At 40.8% G+C, this 20985-nt stretch carries 16 protein-coding genes; 6 read left to right on the top strand and 10 right to left on the bottom strand.

Annotated features, from left to right (window positions below):
* Positions 1–410: 410 nt before the first annotated feature.
* The 4 genes from ABID23_RS01420 to ABID23_RS01405 all read left to right on the top strand — a co-directional run bounded on the left by ABID23_RS01420 (position 411) and on the right by ABID23_RS01405 (position 4264).
* Positions 411–1982 (top strand): hypothetical protein, encoded by a 1572-nt coding sequence (locus ABID23_RS01420; RefSeq protein WP_354188574.1) that lies wholly within the window; start codon positions 411–413, stop codon positions 1980–1982.
* A gap of 21 nt (positions 1983–2003) precedes the next feature.
* Positions 2004–2342: a ferredoxin FdxA gene (gene fdxA, locus ABID23_RS01415; protein WP_354188572.1), complete on the top strand. Its 339-nt coding sequence runs from the start codon at positions 2004–2006 to the stop codon at positions 2340–2342.
* 305 nt (positions 2343–2647) lie between these two features.
* Positions 2648–3232: a CarD family transcriptional regulator gene (locus ABID23_RS01410; protein ID WP_354188570.1), complete on the top strand. Its 585-nt coding sequence runs from the start codon at positions 2648–2650 to the stop codon at positions 3230–3232.
* Positions 3233–4132: 900 nt separating this feature from the next.
* Positions 4133–4264, top strand: coding sequence for a hypothetical protein (locus ABID23_RS01405; RefSeq protein WP_354188568.1), 132 nt, complete (start codon positions 4133–4135; stop codon positions 4262–4264).
* Between the two features lie 257 nt (positions 4265–4521).
* On the opposite strand, the gene rpmF is transcribed toward ABID23_RS01405, so the two are convergent.
* A complete protein-coding gene (rpmF, locus tag ABID23_RS01400; protein WP_011181291.1) occupies positions 4522–4701 on the bottom strand; it encodes a 50S ribosomal protein L32 in 180 nt (59 codons plus the stop codon).
* Between the two features lie 351 nt (positions 4702–5052).
* Here rpmF and ABID23_RS01395 point away from each other — a divergent pair, with 351 nt between their 5' ends.
* Positions 5053–5955: a polyprenyl synthetase family protein gene (locus ABID23_RS01395; RefSeq protein ID WP_354188566.1), complete on the top strand. Its 903-nt coding sequence runs from the start codon at positions 5053–5055 to the stop codon at positions 5953–5955.
* Between the two features lie 796 nt (positions 5956–6751).
* On the opposite strand, the gene ispG is transcribed toward ABID23_RS01395, so the two are convergent.
* Entirely contained in the window at positions 6752–7993 is a 1242-nt protein-coding gene (gene ispG / locus ABID23_RS01390) for a flavodoxin-dependent (E)-4-hydroxy-3-methylbut-2-enyl-diphosphate synthase (protein ID WP_354188564.1), read from the bottom strand.
* 238 nt (positions 7994–8231) lie between these two features.
* Between ispG and ABID23_RS01385 the strand changes: the two genes are divergently transcribed.
* Positions 8232–8519: a hypothetical protein gene (locus tag ABID23_RS01385; protein WP_354188562.1), complete on the top strand. Its 288-nt coding sequence runs from the start codon at positions 8232–8234 to the stop codon at positions 8517–8519.
* 754 nt (positions 8520–9273) lie between these two features.
* On the opposite strand, the gene ABID23_RS01380 is transcribed toward ABID23_RS01385, so the two are convergent.
* The 8 genes from ABID23_RS01380 to ABID23_RS01345 form a co-directional block, all read right to left on the bottom strand.
* Positions 9274–10275 carry an HlyD family secretion protein gene (locus ABID23_RS01380; RefSeq protein ID WP_354188560.1) on the bottom strand — a complete coding sequence of 334 codons (1002 nt, stop codon included), beginning with the start codon at positions 10273–10275 and terminating at the stop codon, positions 9274–9276.
* Positions 10272–11933: an MFS transporter gene (locus tag ABID23_RS01375; RefSeq protein WP_354188558.1), complete on the bottom strand. Its 1662-nt coding sequence runs from the start codon at positions 11931–11933 to the stop codon at positions 10272–10274. The genes ABID23_RS01380 and ABID23_RS01375 overlap by 4 nt, the downstream gene beginning before the upstream one ends.
* A gap of 23 nt (positions 11934–11956) precedes the next feature.
* Positions 11957–12373, bottom strand: coding sequence for an ATP synthase F1 subunit epsilon (atpC, locus tag ABID23_RS01370; protein WP_354188556.1), 417 nt, complete (start codon positions 12371–12373; stop codon positions 11957–11959).
* A gap of 71 nt (positions 12374–12444) precedes the next feature.
* Positions 12445–14037 (bottom strand): F0F1 ATP synthase subunit beta, encoded by a 1593-nt coding sequence (gene atpD, locus ABID23_RS01365; RefSeq protein WP_354188554.1) that lies wholly within the window; start codon positions 14035–14037, stop codon positions 12445–12447.
* A gap of 19 nt (positions 14038–14056) precedes the next feature.
* Complete coding sequence (locus ABID23_RS01360; protein WP_354188552.1) at positions 14057–14968, bottom strand: F0F1 ATP synthase subunit gamma; 912 nt, start codon at positions 14966–14968, stop codon at positions 14057–14059.
* A gap of 20 nt (positions 14969–14988) precedes the next feature.
* Positions 14989–16524, bottom strand: coding sequence for a F0F1 ATP synthase subunit alpha (gene atpA, locus ABID23_RS01355; RefSeq protein WP_354188550.1), 1536 nt, complete (start codon positions 16522–16524; stop codon positions 14989–14991).
* Entirely contained in the window at positions 16524–17108 is a 585-nt protein-coding gene (gene atpH, locus ABID23_RS01350; protein WP_354188548.1) for an ATP synthase F1 subunit delta, read from the bottom strand. Before atpH ends, atpA begins: the two co-directional genes overlap by 1 nt.
* Before the next feature lie 1155 nt (positions 17109–18263).
* Positions 18264–20480 carry a primosomal protein N' gene (locus ABID23_RS01345; RefSeq protein ID WP_354188546.1) on the bottom strand — a complete coding sequence of 739 codons (2217 nt, stop codon included), beginning with the start codon at positions 20478–20480 and terminating at the stop codon, positions 18264–18266.
* Positions 20481–20985 lie beyond the last annotated feature (505 nt).

Raw genomic sequence — 20985 nt, 5'->3', positions numbered from 1 at the left:
ACTTATCTGAATAGGCCACAATTTCGCTTACAAACCAACAGCTGAAAAACGTCCTATTATCAAGGAATGCTTGAAAAAACCTTCTCCCCATAATTTTTATGACAAAATAAAAAAATAAGATAATCGGGAAAATTGAATACTGTTTTGTTTCATCATCGACCTACTTATCCTTTTTATAAAGCATTTATTTATGGTTTTAGACTCACAATACAACCCATAGGTGCAACAATCTGCCATAAATTTAAGGCAAGCAAAAAAGGAATATCCAAGAACAAAGAAGGAAAAAGAAGCGCCAAAAAACGATAAGAAAGATTGAAGCAAATGGAACAAACATGTTAAAGAAGCAGCAGAATGCCAAAATCGTTAAGAATAGGCTTTTGACCCGTGCAGCACCAAGAAAGAGCATAATTATGGATAGCAAAATTGTTCAGCAGAATGATATTCTTCAGGATGATCTTCTTATTGAAAAACATGGAAATGGAAAATTTGAAGGTTTTCGTTTTTATGTTAACAAGAACAATAGCGATCAAAGCACGAACACGCAAAACTCCATAGAGAATGAAGATTTGATTCTTGCCTTTTCCAAACGTGCCTCTCGTCTTTGTGCTTGTGCCAATAAAGATTTTACAATCAGTTCTGATGGAATTGTGCGCTGGATTGGTCAACCGGTGGGACGCCTTATTGCAACAGAGGATTTTTTAAAACCCAAACTCATTGTTTTAGCCGATACGCAATTAACAACAGAATCCCGCGACAATGTTGCCAAAAGATTAGAGCGTTTTGTAACATTTCATTTTGAAACGGCCTTACAACCACTTTTTGCTTTGCGTAATGGTGACAACTTAACGGATGCTACCAGCGATTTTGCTTCAAAACTTGTTAACTCTTTAGGGATTTTACCCCGCCGAAAAGTTGCCGAAACCGTCAAAAATCTTGACCAAGCATCACGCGCGGTTCTTCGGCGTCTCGGTGTGCGTTTTGGTGCATTTTATATTTATGTTTCCGGCGTACTTAAACCAATCCCAGTGCAAGCCATTACATTGCTTTGGAACCTTCAAAATGAAGGTCATGACCAAACCGGTTTGGATGAAATTTTCTCTGCCTTATCAGCTGGACGAACGTCCCTGGCTGTTGAGCCCAGCTATAACCGACAATTTTATCAGTTGGCTGGTTATCGAATCTTAGGGCAGCGTGCTGTACGAGTTGATATTTTAGAACGTCTTGCCAACCTAATCCGCCCTGCCCTTCACTGGACAAAAGGCAACACCCCCAAACCCGATGGCGCTTATGATGGTAAGAGTTTCTTTATTACATCTGCCATGATGTCGATTCTAGGAGCCCGTGAGGCTGATACGGAAGAAATTCTCAGAAAACTTGGCTATCAATCACAGAGCATTTCCAAAGCTATTTTTGAACAAAATCTCCTCGCAAGCAAAGTCTCTTCCCATTCATGTCAGGCAACACAAAATGTTCCTGAAGCAGAATGTGTTGGAGATCAATGGAAAACCGTGGAAACAGTAGCCACAACACAGGAAACAAAAAACACTTTATCCACTTTTCATAAGATACAATCAAAGAGCGTAGATGATTTACCGGCAGCTGAAGCCATTGGCGATTTTGCACAGCAAAAACACATTGTAGAAGATGATAACGTCGTCTTACTGTGGCATTATAATCCCCAACCTCGCTATAATACCCCCAAAAAGCACACCTCAAAAAAACGTGATAAATCTGAACAAGAGTGGCAAAATAAACCGAAAAAGACTTTTAAAAAAAGAGAACGTGCGAATGCCTTCTCCTCTCAAGAAAAAACATCCCACACGAAATATCCTTATAAGCCCTCCACCAAAGATGTGAAGAGAAAGTCATTTCAAAAAGAAAAACGCCCTGATCTTGATTCACCTTTTGCAAAATTAGCTGCGCTACGCGAACAGCTCATCGCTAAGAAAGAGGTGTATCCCACTGCCTCCAAGGATCACTAAAAGAATAAAGGGAGTTCAATCTTGACTCATGTCGTAACCGACAACTGCATCCATTGCAAATATACGGATTGCGTTGAAGTTTGCCCCGTTGATTGTTTTTATGAAGGTGAAAATATGCTTGTTATTCACCCCGATGAATGCATCGATTGTGGTGTCTGTGTGCCAGAATGTCCAGCAGAAGCCATTATACCTGATACCGAACCAGGGCTAGAAAAATGGTTAGAACTTAATCTAAAATATGCAGAACAATGGCCAAATTTAACAACCAAAAAAGATCCTCTCCCTCAAGCAAAAGAAATGGACGGAGTTTCGAATAAATTAGAAAAGTATTTTTCAGAAAATCCAGGAAGCGGTGAGTAATAACGATACGGTTTTGATCTTATTCTTTCAAAAATAAAGAAGATTCTTTTGTAAAAACAAAAAATCTTAAGCGAAATGATTGATTCTTCTGAATTTTGGTGTTAGTGTCACTCTAACATGATCACCTTTCTAAGTATTGTCTTTTGCTTTTGTTTATAAAGCAATGTACTTTTTGTTGGATTTAAAAGTACTTAACTTTTATGCTCATTCAATTTGTAATATACTTGGTTAAAGAATATTCAATTTTCAGGTTTATAGCCTGTTTTCCAGTACATTTATTGGTCATAAAGGGAGTAAACTAAGATATGGCATCCCAACGCAGAACACCCTCCAATGCTAAAGGATTTGCAACATCTGAATATATCGTCTATCCTACCCACGGCGTTGGGCAGATTATAGCGATTGAGGATCAAGAAGTCGCAGGACATAAGTTAAAACTGTTTGTCATTCATTTTGCAAAAGATAAAATGGACGTTAAAGTACCGGTTGCAAAAGCTATTTCCGTTGGAATGCGCAAATTATCAGCTGTTGATTCCGTTGAACGTGCATTAAAAATATTACACGGAAAAGCACGCGTTAAGCGAACCATGTGGTCGCGCCGTGCTCAAGAATATGACGCTAAGATTAACTCAGGTGATCTGATTTGTATTGCTGAAGTGGTGCGCGATCTTTTTCGCTCCAATATACAGCCTGAACAGTCTTATTCTGAACGTCAACTTTATACGGCTGCTCTTGAAAGAATGGCTCGTGAAATTGCTGTCATTAATAATCTTTCTGAAACAGAAGCCATTAATCTTATAGAAATGCACCTTTCAAACAAATCAAAGCGCGAATTTGAAGTGGAAAAAGATGAAACAAACGTAAGCAGTGAAGCGATCTGTGCTGCATAATAGCTTAATGTTCTGGTAATAAAATAGATCAAGCATGTTTTTTATTATCAGAAAACTTTTATCGGAAACAGAACATTTGATAAAGAGTTTACCAAATGTTCTCATCCGTTGATATATAATAAGCCATATTACAGTTCTGAATCTATTTAAAAAGTCGTGTGTTCGTCTTTTTTCTTCCCTTTCGAATCTCTATATTTATAAAAAGGCAATTCAATTATCAGACTTAGTTTCTATTGATACTGATAAAGAGCGAATATATGAGTTTTTCTCACAGTAAAAACCACATCAAATGCACATACCCAAACCTTCAATGAAGGCAACGAGATATCTCTAAATACGCTCTATGAAGTGAAAAGCTGATACCCCATATCTTTTTTAAGAACACAGCTGGAAGCTCTGGAGATCACTTCAGCATATTGATCTATAAAAATAATTCATTGTTTTACATGTTAAGTAAGAAAACTAAATATCACCAGCTTCTTTCATTGCAAACCTGCTTATCTTGAATCAATCAAAATCACTCACTTTCTCATATAATATATTGATTTATAATGATACGTTATTCATATTGAATTAAAACTCCGAATATCGTAAGATTCTCTCATTTCAAAACTGTTTATGTTGGATCAATCAGTATCACTTGCGCATAATAAGCGGGATACGTGTGTGGATCAAATTTGTATAAGAAAAGAATAAAAATGGCTCTTATGAAGAGTCCTAATACGAGATCTGTCGCAACACCCACGAGCAGGCAAATATAATCCGGCTTGCTTCTTTATAAACGTCAAGATGGGGGCTCTCAATAGCTTTATCGTTATATCCTTCACAGCTTCCGACGCGAAATGGGCTTGGATGCGTTGCAAAATATTTCTTAAAAAAAACGCATGAATGTGCAAATCAATGGCGTTCTGTTTACATGAGGGGCGCGCACCCATTAAAGGAAGCAACAAACAAAAACGTAAAGCAATGCGTCATTTCTCTTCTTTACAAGACATTGTCTTAAATGCTTTTAAAAACCGTAAAGTGGAATGAAAAGGTAACGGTAAAGATGAGCGTTGATTGCTGCACATATCTGCTTATAAACACAATAAACTTTATAACGAGAAAGATAAAGTTTCAATCGCTAGCAGAAAAAATAGAACAACAGCCACACACTCCTGCTCTCAAATATGATAGGGCAGCGTACATCTCGAAATCTTCTGTAAGAAAATAACTAAAAAATCTGCCCCACCGCTGCAAATATCTGTTTAAATGCAATAAACTTTACCGCTGCTTAAAGAGACAAAGTTTCAATCTTTAGCAGGCAAAACAGAACGACCGCGATACATTCCTGTTTTCAAATCAATATGATGAGGTCGACGCAGCTCACCAGAGTTTTTATCCTCAATATAAGTCGGCGCTTTAAGGGCATCAGCCGAACGGCGCATACCCCGCTTCGATGGAGAGGTTTTTCGTTTAGGTACAGCCATAAAGAGACACTCCAAATCCACTAAAAAGAAGAGGCAATGTCAAAATGACAGAGCCTATATCAAAAAACATAAAAATTGAGACTCTTATACACTGATAAAAAAGAAGAGGCAATGTCAAAAGTAGTAATATAATGACCAAAATGATGGTTTTATGCACACATGAAAAACTTTTCATGAAACTTTCATCTCATTTTTTGTTTGGCTTTAACAATGACTTGCGCGTACACTCACCTTAAGGACCAAAAAAGAAATTGATTTTTAAATGAAGAAACCGATGAAAATTGATAAAAACGAGAAAAAATAGACTTTCTCTTATCCATTCTAAAGTTTCATAAAATATAAGGAAGCAAGATGCACGAATTTGCCACCTTTCTTGCCGAGCATGGGCGCGCTGTTGAAAACCGTCTTGAAGCACTGTTAAGTGATCAAGTTCAAAATGGTGAGATTGCGCGTCCTGAAAATTTGATCAAAGCCATGCGTCACGGTGTCCTGAATGGTGGAAAACGTTTACGCCCCTTTCTTGTGATTCAAAGTGCCGCACTTTTTGATATCCCTCTTGAACACTCTCTTGATGTTGCATGTGCCTTAGAGTGTGTCCATTGCTATTCACTCATTCATGATGATCTTCCCTCCATGGATAACGATACGCTTCGGCGTGGAAAACCAACAGTTCACATAGCCTTTGATGAAGCAACAGCGATTCTCGCAGGCGATGCTCTCTTGACGCTTGCCTTTGAAATCATTTCCCATAAATCCAGCAGCCTCTCTTTTGAAACCAGAATAAAGCTAATCACTGCCCTTGCACAAGCGTCAGGACTTGGTGGGATGATAGGCGGTCAAATGCTCGACATTACAGCAGAAAAAACACCGCAAGAAAGTAGCAACATTATCACGCTACAACGCATGAAAACGGCAGCCCTTATAAGCTTTGCTTGCCAAGCAGGCGCAATCATTGGCAATGCTCCAAAAGAGTTGACAGAAAAACTCTCTCTTTTTGGAAGCTATGTTGGTTTAGCATTTCAATTAACCGATGATCTTCTAGATGTCACCGCCAGCAGTGACATTTTAGGAAAAACTGCTGGAAAAGATAAAACAGCACACAAAGCCACTTTTGTTGACCTTTATGGGATTAAAGAAACAGAAAAAAAGCGCAATGAACTCATCACAAAAGCAGAACAAATTTTACACCCTTTTGGCATCAAAGCGAAATCACTCCGACAAGCAGCCCATTTTAGCGCAATACGAAAAAATTAAAGGCACCAAACTTCCAATAAAACGTAAAACAACTGAAAGATAAAAAACAAAAACTTTATGTTAAACTTTTTGAAGAATTTCACTCCACCATTAAAAACAACTTATTTCACCCCCATCATTGAATAGCTCATTTTAACTTGATCCAGTTACACAACGGATGCCCTCCGACCAAATTGGACATGTTTATAAGAAATTCCCACCTTTTAAGGACAAAGGTGTTGGTATGAAGTATCTCTGAAACAGGAGAAACCCAATTTGAAAGGAATATGAAGTTTTAAAAGTAAAAACCAGCTTTCAAACCTACTATTTCTTTTTAGTTTATCTTTACACCTGTCAAAGACATCTCCAGAAATCTCTTAAAAAGAGAGATGACGCATTGCCTCACGCTTTTATTACGTTTTTTCATGAAATCACACTCCTCATGTCAAACAAAATACCATTGCGTCACAATTTCACGCATTTGTTTTCAAAATATACATCACTCGCAACTCCATTTCACAACGACACCTGTGAATGATATAATAAGATCTATTAAGCAACACGCATCTTTGCGTTTATGAAAGAGAAAACAAGCACCATCATGCTATTTGCCAGCTTGTGGGTATTGTTACACGATTCATAAGATACAGCGCCTTTCTTTGCTCACTTTCGCCCACACGCTCACACTATTTATGATGCGCTAAAATATAGATTTTAATTGCTTCAAAATAAACAGATCTGACGTGAAAGAAGTTTGCGCTCTTGGGGTTTTTACGACGAAAAACGATAAATGACCATTATAAACAGCTCGTCTATTTTACCCCTGCCCAAAACGTGTATGAATATAATCACTCAAAAGTGCTTCAAATTCCTCGGCAATATGATCACCCCGCAAAGTTTTTACCTTTTTTCCTTCAATAAAAACAGGGGCAGCTGGACTTTCACCCACTCCAGGCAATGAAATACCAATATCGGCATGCTTTGATTCTCCTGGTCCATTGACAATACAACCCATCACAGCAACTTTAAGCGTTTCAACACCAGGATATTTCTTACGCCAAATAGGCATATTTTTGTATAAATCCGCTTCAATTTTTTGCGCCAATTGCTGAAATACCGTAGAGGTTGTACGTCCACACCCAGGACAAGCCGCCACCACAGGTAAAAATTGCCGAAACCCCATCACTTGTAAAAGCTCTTGCCCAACTCTCACTTCGCGTGTTCGATCTCCACCCGGTTCAGGCGTTAATGAAATACGGATCGTATCCCCAATCCCTTGCTGTAACAAAATTCCCAAAGCCGCGGAAGAGGCAACAACACCCTTTGTTCCCATCCCTGCTTCTGTTAACCCCAAATGGAGCGCATAATCACAACGCGCCGCCAAAGCACTGTAAACAGCAATAAGATCTTGAACATCACTCACTTTTGCAGAAAGAATAATTTTATCACGTCCCATCCCCAACTCTTCAGCAAGAACAGCCGAACGCAAAGCAGACTGCACAACGGTTTCTCGCATAACTTCTGCAACAGATAAAGGATTTTCCTGCTGTGCATTTTCATCCATAAGCTGTGTTAACAATGCATTATCAAGCGACCCCCAATTCACACCAATACGAACAGATTTATGATACCGACAAGCAATTTCAATAATTTCTGCAAACTGGCGGTCTTTTTTGGCACCAAAGCCAACATTTCCAGGATTAATCCGGTATTTTGCAAGAGCTTCAGCACAGGCAGGATGTTCCGATAAAAGCTTGTGACCAATATAATGAAAATCTCCCACCAATGGTACAGAAAAACCTAATCGTTCTAACCGATCGCGTATTTTGGGCACAGCCGCCGCCGCTTCATCACGATCAACAGTAATCCGAACCAACTGCGAACCAGCCTGCCAAAGAGCAGCAACCTGCGCAACAGTTGCATCAATATCGGCCGTATCGGTATTGGTCATTGACTGAACAACAATGGGGTTATCACCACCAACCATCACATCGCCAACCGCAACCCCAACAGACCGACGACGCTCAAGAGGTTTAGATAAATAATACGCTGTACGCATCAAATCCTCAAATTCCCAAAACCTGCGCTCTCAAACATCATTCATAATACCACTTATTACAGTACAATTTAAAAAACGCACAAAAAATACCAATTCACTCAACCAAAGCCCTTAGCTTTTTTCACCTCGCCGACAAACACAACCAAATGCAACCTTTTCATTGCCAAACCGTTATCGCAACACCTCAAAACCCGTTCCCATTCCCGTAAAACAGTATAACAGATAAAGGAGTCAACAAATGTATCTATTTTCACCCCACAGCAAAAATGCTAAAATTAAAAAACGCATTGCACAATTAAAAAATGAACTTGTCCCTGTAAATCACTGGCACTCTCATCATAATAGCTTTGAAAATATCTCTGATGTACTGAATACATGGAAACAAAAAGGACGTCATGCACTCTACCACCTTAACGAGCATACGACAGCATTAAAGAAAAAAGCAAAACAACACCCCAAAACAACTCTTGCCTTAACTGCAGGATTGATTTTATCTGGTTTCCTGCTAGCGCGCAAATACAGATAATATAACCCAAAATACCTTTTAAATGCCCGCCTTAAATCGGGCATTTTTTTAGCCCTGACAAAGAAAAATTCAACATAGCTGATAAAACCACCACCATCCTCTTAGATTATAATGAAAAACTCCATTCTACCTGAAAAAAGAAGATTTCCCCGTTTCATCAATCTGATAAGAGATTCATTCCTCTTTGGGATGCATTTTACTAAAACACACCAACGATACACGTTACTCATCAATACATTGATTTATAAAAATTACATATCACTTTGCCAATCGAATAAGAAAACGAAATGAATAAGCCCTTATTTCAAAGGCGTCTTATAATATATCAATAAAAGCCATTTCTATACACATCAAATAAAAAACATAAAGATAAAGTTACTTAAGAAAGGAATGAAAATATCTTACAATGCACGACCTCAACACAAGAGTCGCTGCAACTCTAAGAATTGCTCAGTACAACGGTAAAATGCATTGCGCAATTTTACACACTCTACAGATAAATCTTTCTATTAATCTTTCATTTAATGTCACACTTCTACGTTTGGTTAATACCCCAAAATAGAAAGAGAACGACGATCATACTATAGCAATCGATGAATAAGCCTCATATCACCATCCTGAAGGGGGATGCTTGAGCATAATATATAAAAACTTAAAAATATGGATCATAACGAACCAAGCAAAATCTTCTATAGTAAATACCCATTTGCTATATGCAAAGGGAACAAATATAAAACTCAAAAAACCCAAAATTCTATCCTCCAGAATCAACACGCTTTGAAGTATCCACATATGTAACAACAGACATACCAGGAATAAGCTTTTCAACCCCCTCTTGTCCAGGATCTAGCGCAATACGCACCGAAATACGTTGTGCAATTTTAATAAAGTTACCGATTGTCGTATCGGTTTTTAACAGGGAAAACTCTGACCCCGTCGCAGGCGCGAAACGCACAACACGCCCTGTTAATTTCTTATTGTTCAGTGCATCAACAGAAAAAATAACCGGTTGCCCCACACGCATTTGAGCAAGCTGTGTTTCTTTATAATTGGCAATAATCCAAATATCATCAGAAATAACTGAAACCAATTGTGCACCAGGCAAGACATATTGTCCCACACGTGCCCCCACCAACCCGATATACCCCGTTCTAGGAGATAAAATCTTCGTATGGTCGAGATTGATCTTAGCCAATTCAAGTCCAACCTTCGCTCCAGCAACTTCAGACTGTAAACTTTGCCGTTCGAGATCTAACTGTTTTTGCAATTGGCGTTTTGTTTCAAGCGCTTCCAATAATTGCGAAAGGGAGTGAGAATTGGAAGTATCGCTAAAGCCTAGTCTTTTATTTTCAGGCAAAACATTCGAGAATGCTTTTGAACGCGCCAATTCCGCTTCTGCAACATTAATTTCTCCCTGCAAAATCTGTGCCTGTAACATGATACTTGCAAGTTTTGCATTTTTTGAATCGAGAATCGCCTGTGCTCGTGCAAATTGTTGACGGAAGAGAGCGTCATCAAGTTCAAATAAAAGCATTCCTTTTTCAACACGTTGATAGTCTTGAACATAAATACGCGAAATCACCCCAGCGATCTGAGAACTCACCAACGTAACATTCCCCTTAATGGAAGCATTATCGGTTATTTGAATCGTACTCACAAAAGGAGGCAGTCTCCAAGCCCATAGGATCAGCAACCCCCCAACAACACCAGAAAAAAATGTAATAAGCGTTGCTCTTGACCGTAATGCCTTTATCATTTTTGTTCCCCCTCTTCTATGATATTATTCTGCTTTCCGAATGCACGTGAAGAGTATGGCTTTACAAGTATTTTGACAAGAAAAACAGCAAACACAAGCACCGCAATATAAAAGTAAAGTCGAAAGACATCACCATAAGCAAAAATATTGGCTGTCAACTTAAACTTTTCAATCAGTTGTGATACACCTTGCTCACTTCCCAAAATATGAGGAACAGGAGCACCATAAGATGGCGAAAATAAGGTATTATCCTCTCCTGAAATAATGGGGTCTGTCACCACAATATTTTGTGTTAAAGCTTCAAAATTCTTATGTGCAAACAAAAACTGCAAACTACCAAAAAGAGCCGATCCCATCAGTCCACCGGTCACTTGCGTGAGCAGAAAGACAGCAATAAAGCTTAACACATAACGAGCTCCCCGTTCTCCTGCAACGATAAACCCCTTACAAAGGACAGGAGGTAAAAAAAGTGCATAACTAAAACTGATCAAGCCTTGACTCAACATCATATCTTGAGGTCGTGTTAAATAATTCACATGGCTATCTAAATAGGCCCCAAGTGCCAAGCACCCTAAAGACAAAAGATAAAAATAATCCTCACGCCCAGACCGTAAAAAAAAGACACAAACAGCCCCTCCTAAAAGAGTTCCCAATATAACCGCAAAATACATGGGCGCCATTTCACGATTAAACAAACCAAAAAGATTTAAAAATCCTACAGCTAAAGTTAACCGTTCTAATAAAAAAACATGAAAGACCAATAAAATGAGAACAGGTTGTACGATTTCTTTACTGAAAAGCCAGCGTAAATCAATTAAAGGTTTTTCTCTATTCAACTCGATCATAGTCGCAACAACCAAAGAGGAAATAGCAAAGACAAGTCCCCAACCAATCCATGGCGCTTCATACCACCAGTACAATATACCAACCGACATAATCACAGCATTGAGTCCAAGACCAAATGCAATCAAGCCATAACTTATCCAGTCTAACTTTTGAATAACTTTGCTGCGAACCACAGGGGTGAGTGGAAGTGCATAAATACATCCCAAACTAATCAGAACCAAGCCCATTTCTAAGGCTGAAAGGCTAGAAAAAAAACCATTTTCCAGCAAATATGGCGAAATCAAACGTGATAAAGGTGCCGCCAAAGCAGCATTCATATAGTTCAAAGTCAAGCCGACGGTATATTTTTTTGCCGGCGCAAAAGCTTCCATCATATAAAGAAGTGCCAGTGAAGCTAAAGGCGCCGCAGCAATACCAGCAAAAAAACGAATAATAAGAGCAGAACGCAAATCTGTAACAAATAACTGCAATACGCAGACCAACACAAAACTCAGAATTGATAACTCAGCAAAAGCGCGAAGACCAAACTGATAGCGAATTTTGATCAACATGATCGCAACACTCACATTTGGCGCCATATAAACAGCAACCAACCATGTTGTTTCAATCAAAGTTGCATGAAAATCCCCAGTAAGCTGTATAATATTCGATTGAACAATATTAGCCCCTAAGCCGTAAGCCCACTGCAAAATAAAGGAGGCCAAAATATAAACAAAACACTTTGGCAATGGACCAGCAAAAACACGACCCGGATGCGGAAAAGGCTTTGCACTCCTTCTAGCAGACACAACCGTACTCTTTTTTCCGCTCATGCCCGTTTTTCCTATACAATCCTTTAAGCCTCAGTCAACATAACACCCGCAGTTGTCAATTGATGAAAAAACGCTTCCAACTTATGATTTGCTTCATCACTCGAAGCACCTTCTAATGCGGCCCGAACTTGCAAAATCTGCTGTTCCAACACATCCCAAGAAAGGTTTTCCACACGCACAACACGCTCTACCAAAAGAGAACATCCTGAAAAGGTAACGTTGACCACCCCTCCACAAACAGCAAAAAGCGTCTCCCCTAAGGAGGTGCGAACACGCACACTTCCCAGTATAACACTTGCCACCAACGGTGCATGATGCGCCATAACGGTCAAAGCACCAGAGGCTGAAGGGAGAACAACAGATACCACCTGCTCTGAAAACACAATTTTCTCAGGTGATACCAGCTCAAACAAAAAATGCTCTTCTTTATTGTGTTCCACAAAAATCTCCACAAAGCTTGATACAAGGACTCTTCATCCTCTTTACCACAAGCATTTTAACAAACTTCTTCTTATGAAGAAGCCTCTGCCATAAGACGTTTTCCTTTTTCAATGGCTTCATCAATCGAACCAACCATATAAAAAGCTGCTTCTGGTAAATCATCATAATCACCAGCACAAAGACCTTTAAAACCTTTAATTGTCTCTTCTAAAGGAACAAGTTTCCCTGGTGATCCCGTAAAGGCTTCCGCCACATGGAAAGGTTGCGAAAGGAAACGCTCTATTTTACGTGCACGCCCAACCAGCAATTTATCATCTTCAGAAAGCTCATCCATCCCAAGAATAGCAATAATATCCTGCAGCGCTCGATAACGCTGTAAAATAGCTTGAACTTGACAAGCAACACTATAATGCTCCTCTCCCACAACCAATGGATCAAGCATACGTGAGAAGGAATCCAGTGGATCAACCGCTGGATAAATTCCTTTTTCTGCAATAGAGCGCGAAAGAACGGTTGTGGCATCCAAGTGGGCAAAAGAGGTTGCCGGCGCAGGATCTGTTAAGTCATCAGCAGGAACATAAATAGCCTGAACAGAAGTAATAGACCCTGTTTTTGTACTGGTGATACGCTCTTGCAACGCCCCCATATCGGTTGCCAAAGTTGGCTGATATCCCACAGCAGAAGGAATACGTCCTAAAAGCGCAGACACCTCAGCACCTGCCTGCGTAAAGCGGAAAATATTATCCACAAAGAACAGAACGTCCTGTCCTTCGTCACGGAAACTTTCTGCAATGGTTAACCCTGAAAGAGCCACACGCGCACGTGCTCCTGGTGGCTCATTCATTTGTCCATAAACAAGCGCACATTTTGACCCTTCTGCCGAACCATTATTATCTTTTGGATTCACATTCACACGACTTTCGATCATTTCATAATAGAGATCATTTCCCTCACGGGTACGCTCTCCAACGCCGGCAAATACGGAATATCCACCATGGGCTTTTGCGATATTGTTGATAAGCTCCATAATAAGAACGGTTTTCCCAACCCCAGCACCACCAAACAAGCCGATCTTACCACCTTTAGAATAAGGCGCTAACAAATCCACGACTTTAATCCCCGTGACAAGAATTTCGGAAACCGTTGATTGTTCTACATATTCCGGTGCTTCTTGGTGAATCGCACGCATTTTTTTTGCAGCAATAGGCCCCACATTATCAACGGGCTCTCCAATCACATTCATAATACGACCAAGCGTTTCCTCTCCAACAGGAACACAAATCTGCGTTCCAGTATCAAAAACCTTCTGACCCCGCACAAGACCATCGGTGGTATCCATAGCAATGGTACGTACAGTATTTTCACCCAAATGCTGAGCAACTTCCAAAACCAATCGATGCCCTAAATTATCTGTTTCCAACGCATTCAAAATATTGGGCAAGGCACCTTCAAATTGCACATCAACAACAGCACCAATAACCTGCTTTATCTCACCCACAGCGCCTTTTGCCGACGTATTGTTAGGAGAAGTATATGCAGGATCAGAAGAAACCTTCGCACGAATCTGAGATTTTGAGGCGGCTTTTTTCACGCCTGAACGAGCAGGTGATTTCTTTTTCTCAACCTTTTCTGCTTCCTTGCTTGACGTCACTGCTTTTACCATCAATCCTTACCTTTTCCGTTTAAAGCGCTTCAGCGCCCGCAATAATTTCAATCAATTCTGTCGTAATCTGTGCCTGACGTTGCCGATTATAAGCCACCGTCAATCTATTAATCATTTCACCCGCATTGCGCGATGCATTATCCATAGCCGTCATTTTTGCACCCATTTCACCAGCAACATTCTCAAGTAAAGCACGAAAAATTTGCACCGAAAGATTGCGTGGCACAAGAGTTTCCAAAAGAGAAGCAGCATCCGGTTCATAATCATAAACGATTGTCTTATGATCTGCGCTCATATTGACGTTTTCAACTTCCTCGATTGCCTCAACAGCGGCTTTTGGAGCAACCATTGGAATCAATTCAAAAGCTGTTGGACGCTGATTAATCACGGAAACAAATTCAGAATAGAACAAGGTACAGACATCAAAAGCGCCCTCATTGAACAAATCAACAACGCGTTGACTGATCATGGCTGCCTCAGTAAAACCAATACGCTTTACAGCATGCAAATCGATGTGATCAATCATGAAATCTTTATAGTCACGCGCTAAAATATCGGCCCCCTTTTTACCCACGGTCAAAATTTTAACGATTTTACCAGCCGCAAGGAGTGCTTTAATCCGCTCGCGTACCCGACGAGCAATCTGCACATTAAAAGCCCCACACAATCCCCGCTCAGCGGTGCATACCACCAAAAGATGAACATCATCCCGACCTGTTCCCCGCATAAGAGGCGGCGCATCAATTCTATCAACATCGGCAGCAACACTGGTTAAAATAGCAGCCATTTTCTGCGCATAAGGACGTGCAGATTGAGCAGTCTCTTGTGCACGATGTAACCTCGCCGCTGCAACCATTTGCATGGCTTTGGTAATCTTCTGTGTTGCCTTAACCGAGGTAATACGGTCTCTAAGATCCTTTAACGACGCCATTCAAACATTCCATCAATTTATCACGAAAAATTTTTCGCATAAGTTTTAAGAACAGTAAGCAACTTACTCTTAATTTCATCAGTTATCTGCTTTTGATCAGCAATTTCCTGCAAAAGATCTTGATATTCACTGCGCAAGAGAATTAAAAGCCCCTGCTCGAATCGAGCAACATCCGCAACAGCTAAGGAGTCGAGATAGCCATTGACACCAGCAAAAATAACCACGACCTGCTCTTCTGTTTTCAAAGGAGAAAACTGGGGTTGCTTTAAAAGCTCTGTCAAACGTGCACCGCGATTTAAAAGACGCTGCGTTGAAGCATCCAAATCAGAGCCAAACTGTGCAAAGGCTGCCATTTCACGATACTGCGCCAATTCCCCTTTGATCGAACCAGCCACCTGCTTCATCGCCTTAATCTGGGCAGAAGAACCAACACGTGACACCGAAAGACCAACATTCACAGCAGGACGAATTCCCTGATAGAACAAATTGGTTTCAAGAAAGATCTGTCCATCTGTAATCGAGATCACATTTGTAGGAATATATGCAGAAACGTCATTTGCTTGGGTCTCGATAACGGGCAACGCCGTCAAAGATCCAGAACCATTTTCAGCATTGAGCTTTGCGGCACGCTCTAAAAGACGAGAATGAAGATAGAAGACATCACCAGGATAGGCTTCACGACCAGGAGGACGACGAAGCAAAAGCGACATCTGACGATAAGCAACAGCTTGCTTTGAAAGATCATCATAGCCAATCAAAGCATGTTGACCATTATCACGGAAATATTCTCCCATCGCACAACCAGCAAGAGGTGCAATAAACTGAAGTGGAGCAGGATCAGAAGCGGTCGCAGCAACAATAATAGAATATTCAAGAGCACCCCGTTCTTCTAAAACTTTCACAAATTGTGCCACTGTTGAACGTTTTTGACCAATAGCAACATAGATACAATAGACTTTATCCTGCTCAGAACCAGCATTTTTGTCATGGAACGGCTTCTGATTTAAAAAGGTATCGAGCAAAATTGCCGTTTTTCCTGTCTGCCGATCTCCAATCACCAACTCACGCTGCCCGCGCCCAATAGGGATAAGAGCATCAATGGCTTTCAATCCGGTTGACATTGGCTCATGCACAGATTGACGCGGAATAATTCCTGGAGCCTTCACATCAACACGCCGCCGTTCTGTTGTTTTAAGGGGACCTTTCCCATCTATAGGGTTTCCCAGAGCATCAACGACGCGCCCAAGCAAAGCAGGACCAACAGGCACATCAACAATAGCACCCAACCGTTTAACACAGTCACCTTCACGGATATCACGATCCGAGCCAAAAATCACAACCCCGACATTATCGGTTTCCAGATTCAAAGCCATACCGCGTACACCATTTGAAAAGGAAACCATTTCCCCTGCTTGAACATTGTCCAAACCGTACACACGGGCGATTCCATCCCCCACGGATAAAACCCAACCAATCTCTGAAACTTCAGCCTTTTGGTCAAAGTTTTTGATTTGCTCTTTTAGAATTTTTGAAATTTCAGATGGTCTAATATCCATCAGCTGACCTCTTTTTTCAATGCAAGCTTAAGTGAAGATAATTTTGTTACAAGAGATGTATCAATTTGGGATGAACCAACACGAATAATCAACCCACCAAGGATTGTTGGATCGACGAAAATGTGGAGCAAAACTTTTCCCCCAACGACACCTTCCAAAGCAACACGCAACTCTTTTTCCTGTTGAGCACTCAGTGAGCGAGCAGAAATAATCTGTACTGGCGTTTCTCTCCGAGAAAGAGCAACACAACGCTGAAAAGCATGTAAAATACCAGATAAGGCATGAAGCCGACGATTAACGGCAATAACGCGCAAGAAATTTCCAACAATCTGCCCTGCAGCCTTATCAGCAAACTTGATATTCTCACATATAGAATGCATCACTTTAGCCTGCTCTTTTACGGAAAAGAAAGGGCTCTGTACAAAGAGCTTTAAGTCTTCATTTTGATTCAAGACAAGTAAAAAAGTTTCCACTGCCTTTTCGACCTTTTCAATGGCTCCTGCTTCTTGAACAAAATCAAAAAACGCTTGCCCGTAGCGCTGATCTACCAATGGCAGCGGTATAAGAGAAAATGAATCAGACACGAAATACCGCCTCTTTCCCTTGAGCGACTCTCTGATATTTATCAGATGAAATGAAACAGACATTCCTCATTTTAAGAATTCTCTTCTTAAAACCCAGAATAAAAAGCTTTTTGGTTTCTAGCATAGACATCACCGACTCGCAACACTCCAAATCACAGCTTTCTAAAAATTTTAACGAAAATCTTCGAAATATTTTTAAAAAGAATTTTTCAGAATAAGTCGGTCACCACCGCAATTTATCTCTATTTCTTTTTGACATTCTTTGAATGATGTTTCAAGCGTTTTTTAGACTCTATCAAAGGAGCCACATCAATGAAGGAACATCTGTTCTCTTCCGTTTCATATTTTTGGCAACTAACACCCAAAAACCGCTACCGCTTTTGTTTCTACCATTCTTTAAATGAAACCCCACCCTTCACGCAAAACAAAAACACCATTGTGTTGCAGTTACACGCACCTATTTTAAAAAAATATCTTCTCCAAAACCCATTTCACAACAGCACCTCATTAAAATGTATAAAAATAAAGCCATTTTGCACGCTCATCTCGTTAAGAAATAAGCCAACACCTCTATTCTATTTACCAGCTTGTAAATATTGCAACAGCCTTTGTATTGAAACGGTTGATAAAAGGAACTTTTGGTCCTTGTCTTATTACAGTTTTGTCCATACATCACTCTCACTTATAACGTGCAAGCAGGTCATTTTGATGACATACACAGCTTTAAAATGAGAAAATCTTACGTAACTTAGGATTTTCATTAAATATAAATAGCACTAAATTATTTTTATAACTCAATATATTATACGTTACCAAAAAATATATTATTTCAACCTTATAAGCAAATATGTGCCCCAAAACTCTACATGCCATCCCCCTCTCCACGTAACGTTGGAATAAGCATCTACCAAGTTGTCTTTGTTATCGGCTCTACCTCACCAACCTAGCAGCGTAAAATACGCCCCATCGATTGAATGTTAGCTACATTGTGATCTAGTTCAGAAAACTAAAAGGCTATACGACCATCATTTAACTTAATCATCATAAACTTTCCTCTAAAATTAAAATGGAGGAAAAATAAACCTTTTGGCTTAAAACAACCCTGTTAAGAGATTACCGTTTAAACACCAAGCCTTCGTACTCTCTCACTTTATTTTAGAGAAAGCTTTGTGGATCAATATCAATCTGAACCCGAACAAAACGGGGCATTTTAGGTGCATGTGCAAACATGGTACCAATAAAACCTTGTATATCAAAAGAACGCTGCCCTTGCACCAAAAGCCGAAAACGATAACGTCCTCGAATCATCGCCAATGGAGCTTCTGCGGGTCCCATCACGGAGACAGTTTTCACACTCGGTGCAACTTGGCGCAATGTCCGCGCATAATTTTCTGCCTCCTGACGCTTTTCCGAAGACACAATTAAAGCAGCCAATCGCCCATAAGGTGGAAGATGATACTGTTGGCGCATAGCAATCTCATGCGCATAAAAATCCTGCCGTTGTCGCGAAAGCAAAGCTTGTACCACGGGATGATCCGGTTGATATGTTTGCAATAATCCTAAACTTTCCAACCCCATACGTCCAGCTCTCCCCGTCACCTGAGACAAAAGCTGAAAAGTACGTTCCCCCGCACGTAAATCGCCATTCGCAAGACCAAGATCTGCATCAATCACTCCCACCAGCGATAATCCAGGGAAATGGTGTCCCTTAGCGACCAACTGTGTTCCAATAATAATATCCACATCACCCTTAGCAACTGTTTCCAATTCGCGCCGCAACTGACCAACCCCACCTTTAAGATCGGTCGAGAGAATTAATGATCGCGCTTGTGGGAACAGCCCCCGTACTTCTTCAGCAATTCTTTCCACCCCTGGTCCACAAGCGACAAGATGATCAAGAGTCCCACATTCAGGACAAGCTTCTGGAATCGGCTGATGATAACCACAATGGTGGCATTTAAGTTGCCCTTGTGAACGATGTTCCACCAACCAACTTGAACAATCATGACACTGAAAGCGGTGTCCACAAACCCGACACAACGTTAAAGGCGCATAACCGCGTCGATTCAAAAAAAGCAGTGCCTGCTCACCTTTTTCGATGGTTTTTGTCAAAGCATCTTCAAGCACAGAGGAAATAAAACGCCCTCTTTGCACGCCCCCTTTACGCATATCAACCACCCGCAACTGCGGCAGTGCAGCCGCTTTAAAGCGTGATGGCAAATGAACCCTCTGATAACGCCCCCACAAAACATTTGCCTGACTTTCAATCGACGGTGTCGCTGATGATAAAATGACAGGAAAATGCTCGAAAGAACCTCGTGCAACCGCCATATCACGTGCATGATAAAAAATGCGCTCTTCTTGTTTATAAGCACCATCATGTTCTTCATCAACAACAATCAACCCAAGATCATGAAAAGGAAGAAAAAGCGCCGAACGGGCCCCCGCTACAACCCGCACCCGCCCTTCAGTAACCTGCCGCCATACACGTTCTCGCCGACGTGGTGATAAATCGGAATGCCATTGTGCTGCCTCAGCTCCAAAGCGTGCATGAAAACGATCTAAGAATTGTTGTGTTAAAGCAATTTCCGGTAATAAAATCAAAACCTGCTTACCAGCTGTAAGCGCTTGGGCAACCGCTTCAAAATAAACCTCAGTTTTTCCTGATCCCGTTACACCATCAAGCAAAAAAACTTGAAACTGAAAAGACAAAACCCCTTCCCGCAAAAGTTTGGCTGCTTCACTCTGTGCGCCCTCTAAGACAGGAGGACAAAAATCAGGATTGGGCGTCGCCACAAGATCAGATGATGGCACCATAGCCTCTTCAAAAATGCCCAGCGATTTTAGCCCTTCAACAACAGAAACAGAAGTTCCTGCTGCATGTGCAAGACCAGAACGTGTCCAAACCCCTCCATCGCGCACCAACTTTAAAACCCGTGATCGTGCGGGTGTGAGACGCTCCACATCTCCTCCACAATATCGCAAACCTGGTAACTGTGCTTCTGATTCTAATGCAGCCGGCACAGACAAAATCAATCGTGCAACAAGGCCAAAAGGAGTCATCGTATAGCGACTCATAAAACGCAAGAAAGCAATCATTTCCGCCTTTAAGGGTGGACAATCAAAAACCCGCAGGAGAGCGCGTAATTTTTTACCTGCCACAGATGTAGCCCTATCCTTCCCCGCTTGCTCTCCAACCCCCACTACAAAACCGCAAACTTCGCGCCCCATCACCGGAACGCGCACAAAAGAACCAAGTTCAACCTCTAGACCAACCGGAACCTCATAACTATAAGCCTGAGCAACAGGAAGAGGCACCAATACCGAAACAACTTTGCTCTCCGTCACATCCTCTGTCTCATTTGACGTCATTTTTTGTCTCAAATTTTTACGAACCTTTTATATAAACAGTGTCTCTACACCTTAATCTTTTAAATCTTTTGCAGAAAATTCTTTATGTGCCTTATCATTCAGGCTCTATCAATAATATTCTCCCCACACACTACTTATCACAAAACCATAAGACATAAAAACAATAAGCATACACAGTAAAAAGCAATGCCAAAATAGAAACAATTTTTCTGTAATCTTGACGCTTATGATCGATACTCATTTAATATGAATGCGCTCACAGTAATCGTACTTTTTTATTCTTTGATGCCATTCGAGAAAATGATTTGTGTCGCTTATCATTTCACCTTCATTGAAAACACCTTACGCATCACAAATATTTTCACACACTTGCCTCACGCAAAACAAAGCGCCCAAAACAGAACGCTATTGCGTTAAGCCCTAAAGACATCCCTCAACGCCCCCCAAAGCCCATCCCGTGATATCATCCGAGAATGCTTGACAAAAGCCATTGAACGCCACCACC

This window comes from Bartonella silvatica, assembly GCF_040545155.1.
Lineage (GTDB): Bacteria > Pseudomonadota > Alphaproteobacteria > Rhizobiales > Rhizobiaceae > Bartonella > Bartonella silvatica.
Note: the sequence above shows the minus strand (reverse complement) of the source record. Positions and strands in the feature narration are given on the sequence as shown.

Coding starts and splice junctions, on each gene's coding strand:
- atpD (WP_354188554.1), bottom strand. CDS start 14,037: ATGGTAAAAGCAGTGACGTCAAGCAAGGAAGCAGAAAAGGTTGAGAAA.
- ABID23_RS01405 (WP_354188568.1), top strand. CDS start 4,133: ATGGCGTTCTGTTTACATGAGGGGCGCGCACCCATTAAAGGAAGCAAC.
- rpmF (WP_011181291.1), bottom strand. CDS start 4,701: ATGGCTGTACCTAAACGAAAAACCTCTCCATCGAAGCGGGGTATGCGC.
- atpA (WP_354188550.1), bottom strand. CDS start 16,524: ATGGATATTAGACCATCTGAAATTTCAAAAATTCTAAAAGAGCAAATC.
- ABID23_RS01345 (WP_354188546.1), bottom strand. CDS start 20,480: ATGACGTCAAATGAGACAGAGGATGTGACGGAGAGCAAAGTTGTTTCG.
- ABID23_RS01375 (WP_354188558.1), bottom strand. CDS start 11,933: ATGAGCGGAAAAAAGAGTACGGTTGTGTCTGCTAGAAGGAGTGCAAAG.
- ispG (WP_354188564.1), bottom strand. CDS start 7,993: ATGCGTACAGCGTATTATTTATCTAAACCTCTTGAGCGTCGTCGGTCT.
- ABID23_RS01420 (WP_354188574.1), top strand. CDS start 411: ATGGATAGCAAAATTGTTCAGCAGAATGATATTCTTCAGGATGATCTT.
- ABID23_RS01395 (WP_354188566.1), top strand. CDS start 5,053: ATGCACGAATTTGCCACCTTTCTTGCCGAGCATGGGCGCGCTGTTGAA.
- ABID23_RS01410 (WP_354188570.1), top strand. CDS start 2,648: ATGGCATCCCAACGCAGAACACCCTCCAATGCTAAAGGATTTGCAACA.
- ABID23_RS01380 (WP_354188560.1), bottom strand. CDS start 10,275: ATGATAAAGGCATTACGGTCAAGAGCAACGCTTATTACATTTTTTTCT.
- ABID23_RS01385 (WP_354188562.1), top strand. CDS start 8,232: ATGTATCTATTTTCACCCCACAGCAAAAATGCTAAAATTAAAAAACGC.
- ABID23_RS01360 (WP_354188552.1), bottom strand. CDS start 14,968: ATGGCGTCGTTAAAGGATCTTAGAGACCGTATTACCTCGGTTAAGGCA.